Origin of the sequence: Comamonas sp. MYb69 (genome assembly GCF_037479315.1) — a bacterium.
Taxonomy (GTDB): domain Bacteria; phylum Pseudomonadota; class Gammaproteobacteria; order Burkholderiales; family Burkholderiaceae_C; genus Comamonas.
Genome location: NZ_JBBGZG010000003.1, coordinates 413,889 through 427,977 on the forward strand (window position 1 = coordinate 413,889; position 14,089 = coordinate 427,977).

Genomic DNA, 14,089 nt, shown 5'->3' on the forward strand with positions numbered 1-14,089 from the left:
GCATGCTGCGGCCCCAGGAAATCGTATTGGCCGAGCCGCGTGGCTTTTGCGCCGGTGTGGACCGGGCGATCGAGATCGTCGAGCGCGCGATCGAGAAGTTTGGCGCGCCCATCTATGTGCGCCACGAGATCGTGCATAACACCTATGTGGTCAACGACCTCAAGGCCAAGGGTGCGATCTTCATTGAAGAGTTGGACGATGTGCCGCCAGGCGCGACCTTGATCTTCTCGGCCCATGGCGTGAGCAAGGCTGTGCAACTGGAGGCCGAGCGCCGAGGCTTTAGCATTTTCGATGCCACCTGCCCGCTGGTGACCAAGGTCCATGTCGAAGTAGCCAAGCTGGCCAAAGAGGGCTATGAGTTCATCATGATCGGCCACAAGGGCCACCCCGAGGTCGAGGGTACGATGGGCCAGCTGTCCGAAGGCATCCACCTGGTCGAAGAGGTGGGCGATGTGGCCCATGTCCACCCCAGCCAGACCGACAAACTGGCGGTGGTGACCCAGACCACGTTGAGCGTGGACGATGCCGCCGAGATCACCGCTGCCGTCAAGCTGCGCTTTCCGCAGATCCGCGAGCCCAAGCAGCAAGATATTTGCTACGCGACGCAGAACCGCCAGGATGCCGTCAAGGTGATGAGCAGCCAGGTGGACCTGGTGATCGTCGTGGGCAGCCCCACCAGCTCCAACAGCAACCGCCTGCGCGAGCTGGCCGTCAAGCTGGGCACGCCGGGCTATATGGTGGACAACGCTGACGAGCTCCAGCCCGAATGGTTTGACGGCATCGCCCGCGTGGGCCTGACGGCGGGCGCCTCGGCCCCCGAGGTGCTGGTCAAGCAGGTGATCGAGCGCATCAAGGTGCTGGGCGCGACCTCGGTGCGCAAGATGGATGGCATCGAGGAAACGGTGAAATTCCCGCTGCCCAAGGGCCTGAAAATCGATGTCGGCGGGCTGGAGATTTCTGCACGATCTCCGGAGACGGGTCGCTGAACGAGGCCTTGTGGCCTGGCGGCTCGTCCACTCCCCCTTGATCGCGGTGGGCAGCGCCCACCTCCACCCCCTTTCATTGGGCAGGCCTAGGCGCTGCCCCACCCCAAGAGGTAATTCATGCTTGATATTTTGTTGCTTCGCAAAGACCTGGACTCGGTCATCGCCCGTTTGCAGACCCGCAAGAGCCCCCAGGCGTTTTTGAATGTCGAGGCCTTCAAGGCGCTGGAGGCAGAGCGCAAGACCATCCAGACCCGCACCGAAGAGCTGCAGGCCAAGCGCAACCAGCTGTCCAAGCAAATTGGCATGCTGATGGGCAAGGGCGAAAAGGACGCGGCCGAAGCGGCCAAGGCCGATGTGGCCGCGATGAAGACCGAGCTGGAGCAGTCGGCCACGCGCCTCGATGAACTGCAGGCCGAGCTGCAGGCCATGCTGGTGGCCGTGCCCAACCTGCCGCACGAAAGCGTGCCGGTGGGCGAGGACGAATCGGCCAACGTCGAAGTGCGCCGCTGGGGCACGCCGCGCAGCTTTGATTTCGAGATCAAGGACCATGTCGATGTCGGCACGCCGCTGGGCCTGGACTTTGAGGCCGGCGTCAAGCTGACCGGCTCGCGCTTTACGGTGATGAAGGGCCCGATCGCCCGCCTGCACCGCGCGCTGGCGCAGTTCATGATTGACCTGCAGACCGAGCAGCACGGCTACACCGAGTGCTATGTGCCCTACATCGTCAACAGCGACTCGCTCAAGGGCACGGGCCAGCTGCCCAAGTTCGAGCAGGACCTGTTTGCTGCCAACAAGGGCGGCCAAGACGCCGAGCCGGTGCCCGATACCGCCGCGCTCTACCTGATCCCGACCTCGGAAGTGCCGCTGACCAACCTGGTGCGCGACGAAGTGCTGAGCGAAGACCAGCTGCCGATCAAGCTGACGGCGCACAGCCCCTGTTTCCGCTCGGAAGCGGGCTCGGCCGGCCGCGACACGCGTGGTCTGATCCGCCAGCACCAGTTCGACAAGGTCGAGATGGTGCAGGTGGTGCACCCGGACAAGAGCTACGAGGCGCTCGAAGAGATGACGCGCCACGCCGAAGACGTGCTGCAGCGCCTGGGCCTGCCGTACCGCGTGCTGGCGCTGTCCACCGGTGACATGGGCTTTGGCGCTGCCAAGACCTATGACCTGGAAGTCTGGCTGCCCGCGCAGAACACCTACCGCGAAATCAGCTCGGTGAGCAACTGCGAAGCCTTCCAGGCCCGCCGCATGCAGGCCCGCTTCAAGAACGCGCAAGGCAAGAACGAGCTGGTCCACACCTTGAACGGCTCGGGCCTGGCCGTGGGCCGCACCCTGGTGGCCGTGCTGGAGAACTACCAGAATGCCGACGGCTCGGTGACCGTGCCCGAAGCGCTGCAGCCCTACCTGGGCGGCGTGGCCGTGCTGAAGGTCTAAGTTTTTTAGGCTCTCCCTCGTCCAAAGCCGGTGCAGCGATGCACCGGCTTTTTTGTGGGCGCTGACTTATGCCAGCGCCAGGCGCGCCTCTCCCCACACCGGCATGTAAAACAGGCGCGGGCGCGGCAGCTGTGCCATCCAGGCGCTGTAGCTGCGCGCGGCGATCTGGTGCAGCTGGCGGATGTGCTGGGGCAATTGCGCCAGGATCTGTGCCCGGCTTTGCACGGCGGGGCCAGCGGCGCTGCGCAGCTCGGCCGCGCCTTCATCGCACCAGTCGCGCACGCTCTGGGCGGTGACCTCCAGATGGCCTTGGAAGGCCCAGTGCCGCCCATGCACAAAGCCCTTGTTCAGGCAGCGGCGGCCGTACATGCTGCGGGTGGCGCCTGGTGGAATCTCAAAGCTGTCGTAGTGCCAGTTGAAGAGGGTGGCCTCGGCGGGCAAGTCCATCTGTTCTTGGGCTTGGGGCGTGACCCAGACGCGGCTCCAGCCGATGTTGGCGCAGGGGTTGCGCCAGACGCGCGCGCCCATCGCACGGGCCAGCATCTGCGCGCCAAAGCAGTGGCCGAGCACGGGCACGTCCACCGCCAGGGCGCTTTGCAGCAGGCAGCGCTCCTGCTCGATCCAGCGCAGCTGCTCATTGGCGCAATGGTTGCTGCCGAGCACAACGATGCCCCGGTAGTCACGCGCGCGCATCGCTGCGATGCCCTCGTTGCAGGGCCTGATCAATGCACAGGGGATGCCCTGCTGCTGCAAATGCGCAAGCAGCACGCCCGGGCCCTGCGAGGTTTCATGCTGGAGGATGGCGACAGGTTTCATGGAGGCTGGCTTGCAGGTCAAGCCTTGGGTGATGAGGCCTCCACTGTAGAAAGCCCGGCATTGAGCGCATATCTAGACTGCGCGGGCTGGCATCAAGATGGCGTCAAGGGGCGGCAACCTGCGTTGTGGTCTTTTTAGGCACCGCTGCAGCGCGCCGGGCTCCTCTCTATGATCGGCAGCAGGTGGCCTTACCGCAGTTGCGCCCGCACCCCGCCGGGCCGCAGCGGTGGGCCCCAGCCCTACACAGAAAGCTGAGGTAAAGCATGTCGGATCAAGCCTACCAACCGCCCAAGGTCTGGACCTGGGACAAAGGCAATGGGGGCGCTTTTGCCCATATCAACCGCCCCGAAGCGGGCGCCACGCATGACAAGCAGCTGCCCGTGGGCGAGCACCCCTTGCAGCTGTATTCGCTGGGCACGCCCAATGGCGTCAAAGTGACGATCATGCTCGAAGAGCTGCTGGAGCTGGGCATTGCCGAGGCAGAGTACGACGCCTGGCTGATCAATATCGGCGAAGGCGACCAATTTGGCAGCGGCTTTGTCGAGGTCAACCCCAACTCCAAGATCCCCGCGCTGCTTGACCGCAGTGGCAGCACGCCTGTGCGCGTGTTCGAGTCGGGCTCCATCCTGCTGCACCTGGCCGAGAAGTTTGGCCAGTTCCTGCCCAAGGAGGGCGCTGCCCGCACCGAGGTGCTGAACTGGCTGTTCTGGCAGGTGGGCAGTGCGGCCTTTCTGGGCGGCGGCTTTGGCCACTTCTATGCCTATGCGCCAGAGAAGATAGCCTACCCGATCAACCGCTATGCGATGGAGGTCAAGCGCCAGCTCGATGTGCTCAACCGCCAACTGGCCGAGCAGCGCTTTATTGCTGGGCAGGATTACAGCATTGCCGACATGGCCGCCTGGCCCTGGTATGGCGCGCTGCTGAACAATGAGGTCTACAACGCGGCCGAGTTCCTCGATGTCGAGTCCTACCAGCATGTGCGCCGCTGGACCGATGAGATCGCGCAGCGCCCTGCGGTGCAACGCGGCCAGCGGGTCAACAAGGTACGCGGTAGCTCGCCGATGCCTGAGCGGCACAGCGCAGCGGACTTTCTGCGCTGATTCAGAAGCTGGCGTGCGCTGCTAGGATCAGGCGCGCCAGAAGTACCAGCCCGCCAGCACCAGGACCAGCACCACCACGAACACCGCCGTCCAGGCGCCCGAACTTTGCACCCGGCCCGGTTCATGGCCGGGGGCCATCCAGGCTGCGGTATCTGCGGGCGCTGGGTGGCTGGGGGTGTTGGGCAAATGGGCCTCGACCAGCCATTGCTGCGGGTCGCCCGATTCAATCCGGTCCTTGGCGTCCTTCAAGCCGATGCCGGTTGCATCCCGGAGTAGCTTGATGGCGACGATCTTGTCGCCCCGGGCCAAGGCTGCTTCGATGGCCGCGCGCAGCGCGGCACCCTCGCGGGGTGGCTCATGGCCGTCGCCGCCATCCAGCTGTGATTCCAGCGCATGCTTGGCTTCTGCCAGGCCCATGCCGGTTTCTTCGCGCAGGCGCTTGATGGCGGCAATCTTGTCGTTATTGCGCCAAAGCGACGCGATATGGGCGGGAATGGGAGCGGACATGGGCAAGGCTGCGGATGGTGGAGCAGCAGCCTTTGTACCCCGTTTGCGCGGCTGTGCTTATAGGACGGAGGCTGACATTACAGCCTCCCGGATCAGCGCCTTAGCCGGGTGTCCATCCCTTGGGTACGCGCGGCTTGTCAATGCCGGCCAGGCCGCAGAGCACATCGGCCATGCCGGAGAAATCCAGACCGCCGTGCTGGCTGGCGCGGGCCAGGCTGTAGGACTCATGCACGGCAGCGGCCACCGGCATGGGCACCTTGCTGGCATGGGCGGCAGCGACGACCAGCGACATGTCCTTGTGGGCAAGGTCGATCGTGAAGCCCGGCGTGGTGTCACCCTGCAGCACCTTGTTGGCAAAGTTCATGCGCAGCTGGCCATTGGTGGCCGAGGTGCCCAGCAGCACCTGCAAGGTCTTGGTGATATCGAGGCCAAAGCGCTGCGACAGCGCCAGCGCCTCGGCATTCACCTGGGTCAGGGTGACAGCCAGGTAGTTGTTGACCAGCTTGGTGCGCCCGCCCGTGCCCACCGGGCCGCAGTGGTGCGTGGTGGTGCCCATCGCGTCGAGCAAGGGTTGCACGCGGGCCAGATCGGCATCGCTCGCGCCCACCATGAAGAGCGATTCGCCCCGGTCGGCATGCTCGGCCAGGCGGCCCACGGGCGCATCCACCATCGTCAGGCCCTTGGCAGCGGCCTGCTGGGCCAGCCGGTCGGTGGCCAGCGGGTCGATGGTGCTCATGTCCATCAGAATGCTGCCGGGCTGCGCATGCGCAAAGATGCCGCCCTCGCCCAGCGCCGTCTGCTCCACCTCGACCGACGAGGGCAGCATGGTGACGATGATGCTGCAGTCGCGGGCCAGCTCGGCCACCCCGGCGCTGTGCGCGCCCATCGCGACCAGGTCCTTGACCGCTGTCGGGTTCAGGTCATGCACAACCAGTGCAAAACCCTTTTTGACGAGGTTGGCGGCCATGGGCTTGCCCATGCGGCCCAGGCCGATAAAACCGATCTTGTCTGCCATGCATGTCTCCTTGTTGGTATGCAGCCATGATGGCAGGCGTGGGGTGCTGGCCCCTGTCAACCACAGGACATCAGCGGGGCAGCGCAAAGGCGGCCAGCACCTCCAGCACTGCAGCGGCTGCCGGGTTGTGGCTGCCATCGCGGCGGTGGGCCACGGCCATGGGGCGCATCAGCCGGGGCCAGAGCTGGCGCACCTGCACGCCAGGCAGATGCAATTGGTCTTCGACCTCTTCGAGCGGCAGGATCACGGCGCTTTGGCTGGCCGCCGCCAGGCTTTTGAGGGCGCCGGGGTAGCTGAGCGTGAGAAATGGCCGGGGATGGTGGCCTGCCTGACCGAACCAGCCGGCAATCAGCCCATGCATTTGCGTGGCCGGCGCGAACGAGGCCCAGCGCTTGTCCGCCAACCAGTCCGGCGTCACCCGCTTGGGCGCCTTCCAGGCGGCGGGCAGCAGCACCACCATCGGGTCATTGCGCCAGGGCGTGAGCACAATCTCGGCGCTGCTGGGCTGGGGGCTGGCCACAATCGCCACATCCAGCGAGCCCGCGCGCAGGCGCTGCATCGCATCGGCCGAGCCCACCGCTTCGAGCTTGACCTCCACGCCCGGGCTGCGCTGGCTGAGTTGCTCGAGCATCATCGGCAAGAGGCGTGTGCTGACCCCTGCCGACACCCCCACCTTGACCAGACCTTCGCGGCCACTGGCGCGGCGCTGCACCAGGTCGATCAGCTCATCGCTGGCATCGAGCAGCTTGCGGCCGTGGGCCACCAGCACTTCGCCCGCTGCCGTGAGCACCGCCTGGCGCCGGCCGCGCAGCAGCAGGGCCGTGTCCATGCGCGCCTCCAGCTCCTTGATATGCAGGCTGATGGCGGGTGGCGACAGGTGCAGCGCCTGTGCCGCCGCGGCAAAGGTGCCCAGATCGGCAATGGCGACCAAGGTTTGCACCTGGTCGAGGTTCAGGTTTCGCATCAGTTTTTCTGAAGTGAATGCATAGGAAATTCAACTTTACAGAAGTCTGGCCGGCGCCGAGCATCGGTGTCCATGCAAAACCCTCGACCACTCCCTGACTCCTTGCCCCATCCGCCACCACCGGTGGCCAAGCTGCCGCGCAGCTGGCTGGCCCAGCGCTGGCATGGCTGGCTGGACCTGTGCCAGCGCGCCGAGCGCCACATCAGCGAGAACTTCCGGGTGCCGCCAGGCGGTGGCTAAATGGGCGCATCGCTTCTCCATGGCGCCATCTGCCAGCGGTCGCCATCGAGCGCCAGCCGGTGCGTCAGCGCCAGCGCATCAAGCAGCGCCTCATCGTGCGAGACAACTACCAGGCAGCCCGGGTAGCTGCGCAGCATGTCCTCCAGCGCTTGCAGCGCGGGCAGGTCCAGGTGGTTGTCGGGCTCGTCCAGCAGCAAGAGCTGCGCGGGGGCATCGCGGTACAGCGCGCAGGCCATCGCCGCTTTGAGCCGTTCGCCACCACTCAGCTGGCCGCTGGGCTGCAGAATGCAGCGCGCATCGAGCCCCAGCTGCGCCAGGCGCATGCGCAGCACGCCCTCCGGTGTCTGGCAGTTGCTTTGCTGCAGCTGGGCCAGCAGGCTGCGCGCCGGGTCCAGCCCGCTTTGCTGCTGGTCCAGCATGGCCCAGGGCACATGCACTTGCCGCTGTCCGGCGCTGGGGGCCAACTGGCCGGCCAGGATCTGCAGCAGGCTGCTTTTGCCGCTGCCATTGGGCCCTGTAATGGCCAGGCGCTGGCCCGCGCGCAGCTGCAGGTTCAGTGGCTGCGCGCCAGGCAGGCGTGGTGACTGCAGCGCCTGCAGCTCGGCAACGATGGCATCGCTGTTGCGGCACCGGCCAAAGGCCTCGGGCGGCAGCTGCCAGTGGAGGGGGCCGGCCTGCCAGGCTATGGCCTGGGCCGCTTCGCTGACGCGGGCATGCAAAGCCTCACGCGCAGCGGCATGCTGGGTCAGCAGTTTGCCTGACGTGGCCTCTGCGCGCTGCTTGGCGCCGCCCAGCAAGATCTTGGCCTGGTTGGCTTGCTTGCCCTCTTTTGCGCCTCTGGCCTGCCTGCGCTCCTGCCGCTCTTGCTGTGCGCGCAGCGCTTGCTCGCTGCGTTTGCGCTCCTGTTTGCTGCGGGCCAGTGCATCCGCCGCCAGTTGCGTGCGCTGCTGCTGGGCCTGCTGGTAGCCGCCAAAGGAGCCGCTGTACAGCTGCAGCCCCTGGTTGCTCAGCTCGGCGATCGTCTCCATCTGCGCAAGCAGGCGCCGGTCATGGCTGATGAGCAGCAGGCCGCCGGGCCAGTGCTGCAGGCGCTGCGCCAGTGCGGCGCGGCCAGCGGCATCGAGGTGGTTGCTGGGCTCGTCCAGAATCAGAAAATCGGGCTGGGCCCGTTGCGCGCCCAAGAGCGCCACGCGCATCGCCTGGCCGCCGCTCAATGCGCTGGCCGGGGTCTCTGCAGGCAGCGCGGGCAAGCCGCTGTCTTGCAGCAGCGTTTGGAACTGCTGGCGCAGATCCCAGCGCTCGGCCAGCAGGGCAAAGTCCTGCGGGTCGCTGCTGCCTTGCTCGATGCGCTGCAAGGCCGCCAGCGCAGGCGCCAGGCCGGCCAGCGCGGCAATGCTTTGCTCTGGGTGCTGCACCAGCAGGTTCTGCGCCAGGTAGTGGATGCGGCCAGCGCGGCTGATACGGCCGCGCGTCGGCTCGAGCTCGCCTGCCAGCAGCCGTGCGAGCACCGTTTTGCCCACGCCATTGCGGCCGACCAGCGCGGTGTGCTGGCGGTCAAAGCGGGCGTGGAGATCGGAGAAAAGTGGCCGGCCTTGCGGCAGCGAATAGGAGACGCCATGCAGCGCCAAATGTGTGTCTGTCATACCTGTGCGATGTCATTGATGCCGAACATCCCCGCGCCATGGCTGGTGAGCCTGCAGCCTGGGCACCCCTTAGACGGGGCAGCCGCTGCGATCAAGGGGCGGGACGTGGGGCCGTCAGCAAGACGGCAGCATCAATGGCGCATGGGTAGAAGACCTCGCACAGGTAAAGAAGCGGCCCATTGTAGGCCGCATGCCGCAGCGGTCAAGGCTGCGGCCGGCAGACCCTCAGCCCATCATGGATGCAAACGCTTGCTGGTACTGCTGCAGCTTGTGCGGGTAGTGGGCTGCACCGGTGTCAAACACCCAGTGCCCTATCGCAGGCGCGGGCGCCAGCCCCAGGCTGTGCAGCTGGTGCAGGGCATCGAGCTGGGTCTTGAAGCCATGCAGCATGGGGCCGTTGACGTCTTCATCGGAGTGGATGCCGGTGTCCAGAATGCTGGGCGCGATCGCGACGCTGCGCGCGCCGCGCAACTGGCCAACGCGCAGTGCGCAGGCCACGGCGGCCGCGCTGGTGGCCGGGCTCCAGTCCTCGGGGTGGCCCATGCCGATGACCAGGATGGCAGCGGCTTGCGCGGCGCCCGCAGGCGGGGTGATGAGCAGCGTCTCGAGCGGCTGGGCGCGGAAGGCGCCATCACGCCGGGCCTGGGCCAGCTGGCCGCCCAGGGCGGCATCGAGGTTGGCCAGGCCACCGGCCAAGGGCTGGTGGTCCACTTCATGCGTAAACATGCAGGCGCAGGAGAGATCGACCTGCGCGCCGGTGGCATCGACGGTGACCAGTTCGAGGCGCACACCACGGTACTGGCCGATATCGCCACGTTCTACTGCTGCTGTTGCCATTGGGGGGAATCTCCTCTCGGGTGGGGTTGCACTGCGGCTGGATGCCACAGGGGTTCTCGGCCCATCCTACCAAGCGGCCTGGCAGGCTGCTGCAGTACGCGCCGGAGCCCTTGCATCGCCTGGGGAGGAATGGGTTGAGGAAATGGGCGCAGCAAGGGCCGCAGCAGGGGCATTTGTCAGCATATTCTGTACGGCCTTTCAGCACCACTAAAATTGCCTACCTATCGTTAGGTTGTTGAAGAGGTGTGTATGGGGGTTGCTGCGGACAAACGGTCCTTTGGCGGGTCATTTATTTTTCTGCTGGCGATGATCACCGCCCTGGATGCGATGGCCATCGACATGTATCTGCCCGCGTTCCCGGTGGTCGCCCAGCAGTTGGCGGTATCGCCCGGGCAGGTGCAGCAGACGCTGTCGGTGTTTCTGGTCGGGCTGGCCTTGGGCCAGGCACTCTATGGCCCTTTGCTCGATCGCTTTGGCAGGCGCATGCCGCTGCTCATCGGCTTGCTGGTGTTTGTGGCGGGCTCGGCCATGGCCGCGATGGCGGGCAGCCTGGAGTGGCTGTTGTTTGCGCGGTTTTTGCAGGCTCTGGGGGCGGCAGCCGGCCTGGTGGCGCCGCGCGCCATCGTCTCCGATGTCTATACGGTGCAGGAGTCGGCCCGGGTGTTTTCGGTGCTGATGCAGGTGATGATGGTTGCGCCAATTCTGGCGCCGGTGATCGGCAGCTTTTTGCTGGCCCATGCTGGCTGGCGCTCGATCTTCTGGGTGCTGGCGCTGATTGCGGCGCTGGGCACCGCATGGGGCTGGCGTGCAATCGCTGAAACACTGGCGCCGGAGCGGCGCGCGCCGCTGCAGCTGAGCGCCATCTTTCGGGCTTACTGGCGCCAGTGCTGCAACCGGCCTTTTCTGGCCTATGCGCTGGCCGGTGGGTTTGTGCTGGGCTCCTTGTTTGTCTATATCAGCGCATCGCCCTTTGTGCTGATAGAGCACTTTGGCTGGACGCCCACCTACTTCAGCTACTTCTTTGCATCGAATGCGGTGGGCCTCATGCTGGCCGGGCAGCTGGGCATGTGGCTGCAGCGGCGCTGGTCCGAGCAGCGGATTTTGGTGCTGGGCTTGGCCTGGCATACCGCCATGGGCCTGGTACTGGTGGCATGCAGCCTGTCGGGGGCCGCGCCGCTGTGGCTGTATGCCGCGTTGTTGGCGCTGGCCATCTGGTCGCTGGGGCTGGTATTTGGCAACCTCACGGCGCTGACCATGGCGCAGGCGGGCGGTCAGGCGGGCGTGGCCTCTGCCTTGATGGGAAGCCTGCAGTACTTGCTGAGCGCCTGTGTGGGTCTGGCGCTGAGCCTGGTGACCCCGGGCCTGCTGCCCTTGCCGCTGACCTTGGTGCTCTGCGGGGTGCTGGGGCTGCTGTGCTGCGGCTGGGCAGTGCGGCCTTTCAATGCCGGCCGTACTGCCGCGGCGCGGGGCTAGCGCTTGCCAGTGGCCGCTTCAAACACCGCCCACAGGGCTTGCAGCCGCTGCTTGAACTTCTTGGCACCGCCATAGGTCAGCTCGACCTGCAGGCTGTCGATCAGTGCCATGCAGGTCTTGACCAGCACGGCGCTGCTCAAGCCTTGCGCATTGGGCAGGAGATCGGAGGGCGCAATCGCTGAATGGATGATGGCTTCGAGCTCGTCCATGAAGACATGCATCTGCGCCATGACCTGGTCGTGCAAGTGGCCCGGCGGCGTGTAGAGCGCGCGCATCCAGAACTGGACACGGAAGGAGGCTTCGTAGCGCGTATGGATGCTTTGCAGGTAGCTGTAGATGCGCTTTTTGACCGGCTTGCTGCTGCCAAAGACGCTGCGCGCAAAGTCCAGCTCGGCCTCGACCATCAACGGGATCAGGCTCAGGTAGAGCTCGTCCTTGTTGCGAAAGTGCGCATAGATAGAGGGCTTTTTGATGCCGACATCGCCAGCGATCTCGGCCAGCGAGCTGCCATCGAAGCCTTGTTGGGCAAAGCGGGCCAGGGCGGCTTCCTGGAGTCGGGCGGCGGTCAAATCATGCTCTCCTGCGTATACACCAGTGGTATTTTAGAGGCGCTCGGCTTAGAGGCGCTCGGCTTAGAGGCCCTCGGCTAAGTGGGGTTCGGGTACGAGGGGACGCGGCTTGCGCAGGGCTTCATCGCGAATCGGCGCTGGCAGCGAGTTGCTCCTGCAGCAGCTCGACAAAGGCGCGCACCTTGACCGGGCGAAAGCGCGCGGCCGGAAACACCGCATGGATGCCACCCGAGGGCAGCTTCCAATCGGGTAGCACCTGCAGCAGCCGGCCGCTGTGCAGGTCGTCGGCGACGGCATAGTCGGGCAGCACCGACAGGCCTGCGCCGTGGCGCACGGCCTCGCGCACGGCCATGGTGGCGTTGAGCGACAGCACCGAGGGCATATTGACATTCTGGCGCTCCAGCGGATTGCGCGAAAAGCTCCAGTGCAGCGGTTCGCGCAGCGCGGTGTTGGCGATAAAGGGCAGGGCGCTCAACTGCTGGGGCTCCAGGATGCCGGACAGCTGGCTGCGCCAGGCGGGTGCGGCCACCAGCAGCTGGCGAAAGCTGCCGATCTGGCGTGCCTGCAGATGCAGCTCAGTGAGCCAGCCCACGCGGATGGCCAGCTCTACCTGGCCGTCCATCAAATCCAGCGACTGGTCGCTGAGCGATGCATCGACCTTGCACTGCGGGTAGCGGCGGCAGAACGCGGTAATTGCCGGCACGATGGCGGCGATGCCGTAGTCGAGCGGGGCGGTCAGCCGCAAGGTGCCCGAGGGTGCCTCGGCGCTCTGGGCCAGCTCGTCAAACGCGTCTGCCGCTTCCTTGAGGATCAGTGCGCAGCGCTGGTAGAAGGCCTGGCCCGCATCGGTGGGGGCCACCTTGCGCGTGCTGCGCGTCAGCAGACTGGTGCGGAAGTCGGCCTCCAGCCGCGCCACCTGCTGGCTGACCACGGCCTTGGTGATGCCCAGGCGCTCGGCGGCGGCGGTAAAGCTGCCGGTCTCGACCACCGCACTGAAATAGGCCAGGCGCTTGAGGTTGGAGAAGTGGCCAAGGCTGGCCTCGTCGACATTGTTTGCTTTTTGCATACGGATTATCTATTTGATATCTATTTATTTGTCAATTCAAAGCGCCTACTATGGCGGCATTGCCTTTGATATGGAATAGATATGAAACGTCTGTACTACATTCTTGACCCCCTGTGCGGCTGGTGCTATGGCGCGGGCCCGCTGCTGGAAAGCCTGGTGCAGCGAGCTGGCGAGCAGCTGCAGCTGCTGCCCAGCGGCCTTTTCTCGGGCGAGGGGGCCCGCCCCATGGATGAGGCTTTTGCGGCCTATGCCTGGAGCAATGACCAGCGTATCGAGCGCCTGACCGGCCAGCCCTTTAGCCAGCGCTACCGTAGCGAGGTGCTGGACAAGCCCCAGCAGATGTTTGACAGCGGCCCGGCCACCGTCGCGCTGACTGCCGTGCACCTGACCGCGCCACAGCGCGAGGCCGAAGCGCTCAAGGCGATACAGCATGCGCGCTATGTCGATGGGCTGGACAACACGGCCATCCCGGTGTTGCTGGAGTTGCTGCGCGGCCTGGGCCTGCATGGTGCGGCTGCCCGGTTGGCGCAGCCCGATGCCGCTTTGCTGGAGGCCAACAATGTCCGCATGGCCCAGGCGCGGCAGCTGATGCGCGAGCTGGGCGCCCAAGGCGTGCCCAGCTTTGTGCTGGAGCGCAATGGCCAGCGCCAGCTGCTCAACGCAAGCACCGCTTTTTCCAAGCCCGAAGCCTTTGTGGCGCAGTGGCTGGCCGCCTGAATCTGTACGGAGACTCTGTATGACCACCAGCAACCTGGACACCATTGCCGCCACCTATGAAGGCAGCCCCGAGGACAACGCCCGCCATTTGATGGCCGCGCTGGCGCCCGAGGTGCTGTGGATCGAGGCAGCAGGCTCGCCCTATGCGGGCCAGTATGTGGGCGCTGCGCAGATCGTGGAGGGTGTCTTTGCAAGGATTGGCAGCGACTGGGCGGTGTTCGGCGTTCAGGTGCATACCTACCTGGCCGATGGTGACCGGGTGGCCGCCTTTGGCCGCTACAGCGGCACCCACCGCGCCAGTGGCAAAGCGATGGAGGCGAGCTTTTCGCACCTCTACCAGCTGCGCGATGGCCAGATCATCCGCATGGAGCAGGTGGTGGACAGCGCCGCCATGCTGCAAGCGATGCAGCCATGACGGCCATGCACAGCGCCGACGAACTGCGCCAGCTGCAAGTGCTGGCGGCCCAGCTGCAAGCGGGCCACTGGCGTGCCGCCCACGATGGCGTGCAGCGCTACCCGGGCCTGCTGGCCGCCTGGCTGCACGGCATCGTGCACTTGCAGGAAGGCGATCTGGAAGACGCCGAGAACTGGTATGAGCGCGCCGGCAAGCGCTTTCGCCAGCGCGAGAGTCTGGCCCTGGAGTTGGAAAAGCTGCAGGCGGCGATTGCGCAAGCTATTGCAGAGCGCATCGCTGCCGATGTCTGAATCCCTGGGGTGCAGCC

General features: G+C 65.7%; 16 protein-coding genes. 8 read left to right on the forward strand and 8 right to left on the reverse strand.

Annotation, left to right across the window (positions count from 1 at the left end):
- Positions 1 to 2 precede the first annotated feature (2 nt).
- Together ispH and serS are read left to right on the forward strand one after the other, a co-directional pair.
- Positions 3 to 986 (forward strand): 4-hydroxy-3-methylbut-2-enyl diphosphate reductase, encoded by a 984-nt coding sequence (ispH, locus tag WH303_RS06130; protein ID WP_021026409.1) that lies wholly within the window; start codon positions 3 to 5, stop codon positions 984 to 986.
- Between the two features lie 117 nt (positions 987 to 1,103).
- On the forward strand, positions 1,104 to 2,420 hold the full coding sequence (gene serS / locus WH303_RS06135) for a serine--tRNA ligase (RefSeq protein WP_021026410.1): 1,317 nt from the start codon (positions 1,104 to 1,106) through the stop codon (positions 2,418 to 2,420).
- 66 nt (positions 2,421 to 2,486) lie between these two features.
- Here serS and WH303_RS06140 read toward each other — a convergent pair whose 3' ends face one another.
- Positions 2,487 to 3,236, reverse strand: coding sequence for a type 1 glutamine amidotransferase (locus WH303_RS06140; RefSeq protein WP_339517415.1), 750 nt, complete (start codon positions 3,234 to 3,236; stop codon positions 2,487 to 2,489).
- Between the two features lie 263 nt (positions 3,237 to 3,499).
- On the opposite strand from WH303_RS06140, the gene yghU reads away from it, so the two are divergent.
- Positions 3,500 to 4,336 (forward strand): glutathione-dependent disulfide-bond oxidoreductase, encoded by an 837-nt coding sequence (yghU, locus tag WH303_RS06145; RefSeq protein ID WP_339517416.1) that lies wholly within the window; start codon positions 3,500 to 3,502, stop codon positions 4,334 to 4,336.
- Positions 4,337 to 4,363: 27 nt separating this feature from the next.
- Here the strand turns inward: yghU and WH303_RS06150 are convergent, their stop codons facing one another.
- From WH303_RS06150 to WH303_RS06160, 3 genes are all read right to left on the reverse strand, one after another.
- Positions 4,364 to 4,843, reverse strand: coding sequence for a ribosomal protein L7/L12 (locus WH303_RS06150; RefSeq protein ID WP_021026413.1), 480 nt, complete (start codon positions 4,841 to 4,843; stop codon positions 4,364 to 4,366).
- 100 nt (positions 4,844 to 4,943) lie between these two features.
- Positions 4,944 to 5,858, reverse strand: a complete 915-nt coding sequence (locus WH303_RS06155; protein WP_339517419.1) for an NAD(P)-dependent oxidoreductase — start codon at positions 5,856 to 5,858, stop codon at positions 4,944 to 4,946.
- 70 nt (positions 5,859 to 5,928) lie between these two features.
- The gene (locus WH303_RS06160; protein ID WP_339517421.1) at positions 5,929 to 6,822 is read right to left on the reverse strand and encodes a LysR family transcriptional regulator; all 894 of its coding nucleotides are present in this window, start codon (positions 6,820 to 6,822) and stop codon (positions 5,929 to 5,931) included.
- 72 nt (positions 6,823 to 6,894) lie between these two features.
- Here WH303_RS06160 and WH303_RS06165 point away from each other — a divergent pair, with 72 nt between their 5' ends.
- Complete coding sequence (locus WH303_RS06165) at positions 6,895 to 7,062, forward strand: hypothetical protein (RefSeq protein WP_339517422.1); 168 nt, start codon at positions 6,895 to 6,897, stop codon at positions 7,060 to 7,062.
- On the opposite strand, the gene WH303_RS06170 is transcribed toward WH303_RS06165, so the two are convergent.
- Complete coding sequence (locus WH303_RS06170; RefSeq protein WP_339517423.1) at positions 7,059 to 8,705, reverse strand: ABC-F family ATP-binding cassette domain-containing protein; 1,647 nt, start codon at positions 8,703 to 8,705, stop codon at positions 7,059 to 7,061. The genes WH303_RS06165 and WH303_RS06170 overlap by 4 nt on opposite strands.
- A gap of 225 nt (positions 8,706 to 8,930) precedes the next feature.
- Complete coding sequence (locus WH303_RS06175) at positions 8,931 to 9,542, reverse strand: M17 family peptidase N-terminal domain-containing protein (protein ID WP_339517424.1); 612 nt, start codon at positions 9,540 to 9,542, stop codon at positions 8,931 to 8,933.
- A 249-nt stretch (positions 9,543 to 9,791) separates the two neighbouring features.
- On the opposite strand from WH303_RS06175, the gene WH303_RS06180 reads away from it, so the two are divergent.
- Positions 9,792 to 11,015 (forward strand): multidrug effflux MFS transporter, encoded by a 1,224-nt coding sequence (locus WH303_RS06180; protein WP_339517425.1) that lies wholly within the window; start codon positions 9,792 to 9,794, stop codon positions 11,013 to 11,015.
- Here the strand turns inward: WH303_RS06180 and WH303_RS06185 are convergent.
- Both WH303_RS06185 and WH303_RS06190 read right to left on the reverse strand, forming a co-directional pair.
- The gene (locus tag WH303_RS06185; RefSeq protein WP_339517426.1) at positions 11,012 to 11,584 is read right to left on the reverse strand and encodes a TetR/AcrR family transcriptional regulator; all 573 of its coding nucleotides are present in this window, start codon (positions 11,582 to 11,584) and stop codon (positions 11,012 to 11,014) included. The genes WH303_RS06180 and WH303_RS06185 overlap by 4 nt on opposite strands.
- Before the next feature lie 121 nt (positions 11,585 to 11,705).
- Entirely contained in the window at positions 11,706 to 12,650 is a 945-nt protein-coding gene (locus WH303_RS06190) for a LysR family transcriptional regulator (protein WP_339517427.1), read from the reverse strand.
- An 81-nt stretch (positions 12,651 to 12,731) separates the two neighbouring features.
- On the opposite strand from WH303_RS06190, the gene WH303_RS06195 reads away from it, so the two are divergent.
- From WH303_RS06195 to WH303_RS06205, 3 genes are read left to right on the forward strand one after another with little or no spacing between them, the layout of a single operon-like run.
- Entirely contained in the window at positions 12,732 to 13,367 is a 636-nt protein-coding gene (locus tag WH303_RS06195; protein WP_339517428.1) for a DsbA family protein, read from the forward strand.
- A gap of 19 nt (positions 13,368 to 13,386) precedes the next feature.
- On the forward strand, positions 13,387 to 13,782 hold the full coding sequence (locus WH303_RS06200; RefSeq protein ID WP_312989074.1) for a nuclear transport factor 2 family protein: 396 nt from the start codon (positions 13,387 to 13,389) through the stop codon (positions 13,780 to 13,782).
- Positions 13,779 to 14,072 (forward strand): hypothetical protein, encoded by a 294-nt coding sequence (locus tag WH303_RS06205; protein ID WP_339517429.1) that lies wholly within the window; start codon positions 13,779 to 13,781, stop codon positions 14,070 to 14,072. The genes WH303_RS06200 and WH303_RS06205 overlap by 4 nt, the downstream gene beginning before the upstream one ends.
- The last annotated feature ends 17 nt before the right edge of the window (positions 14,073 to 14,089 follow it).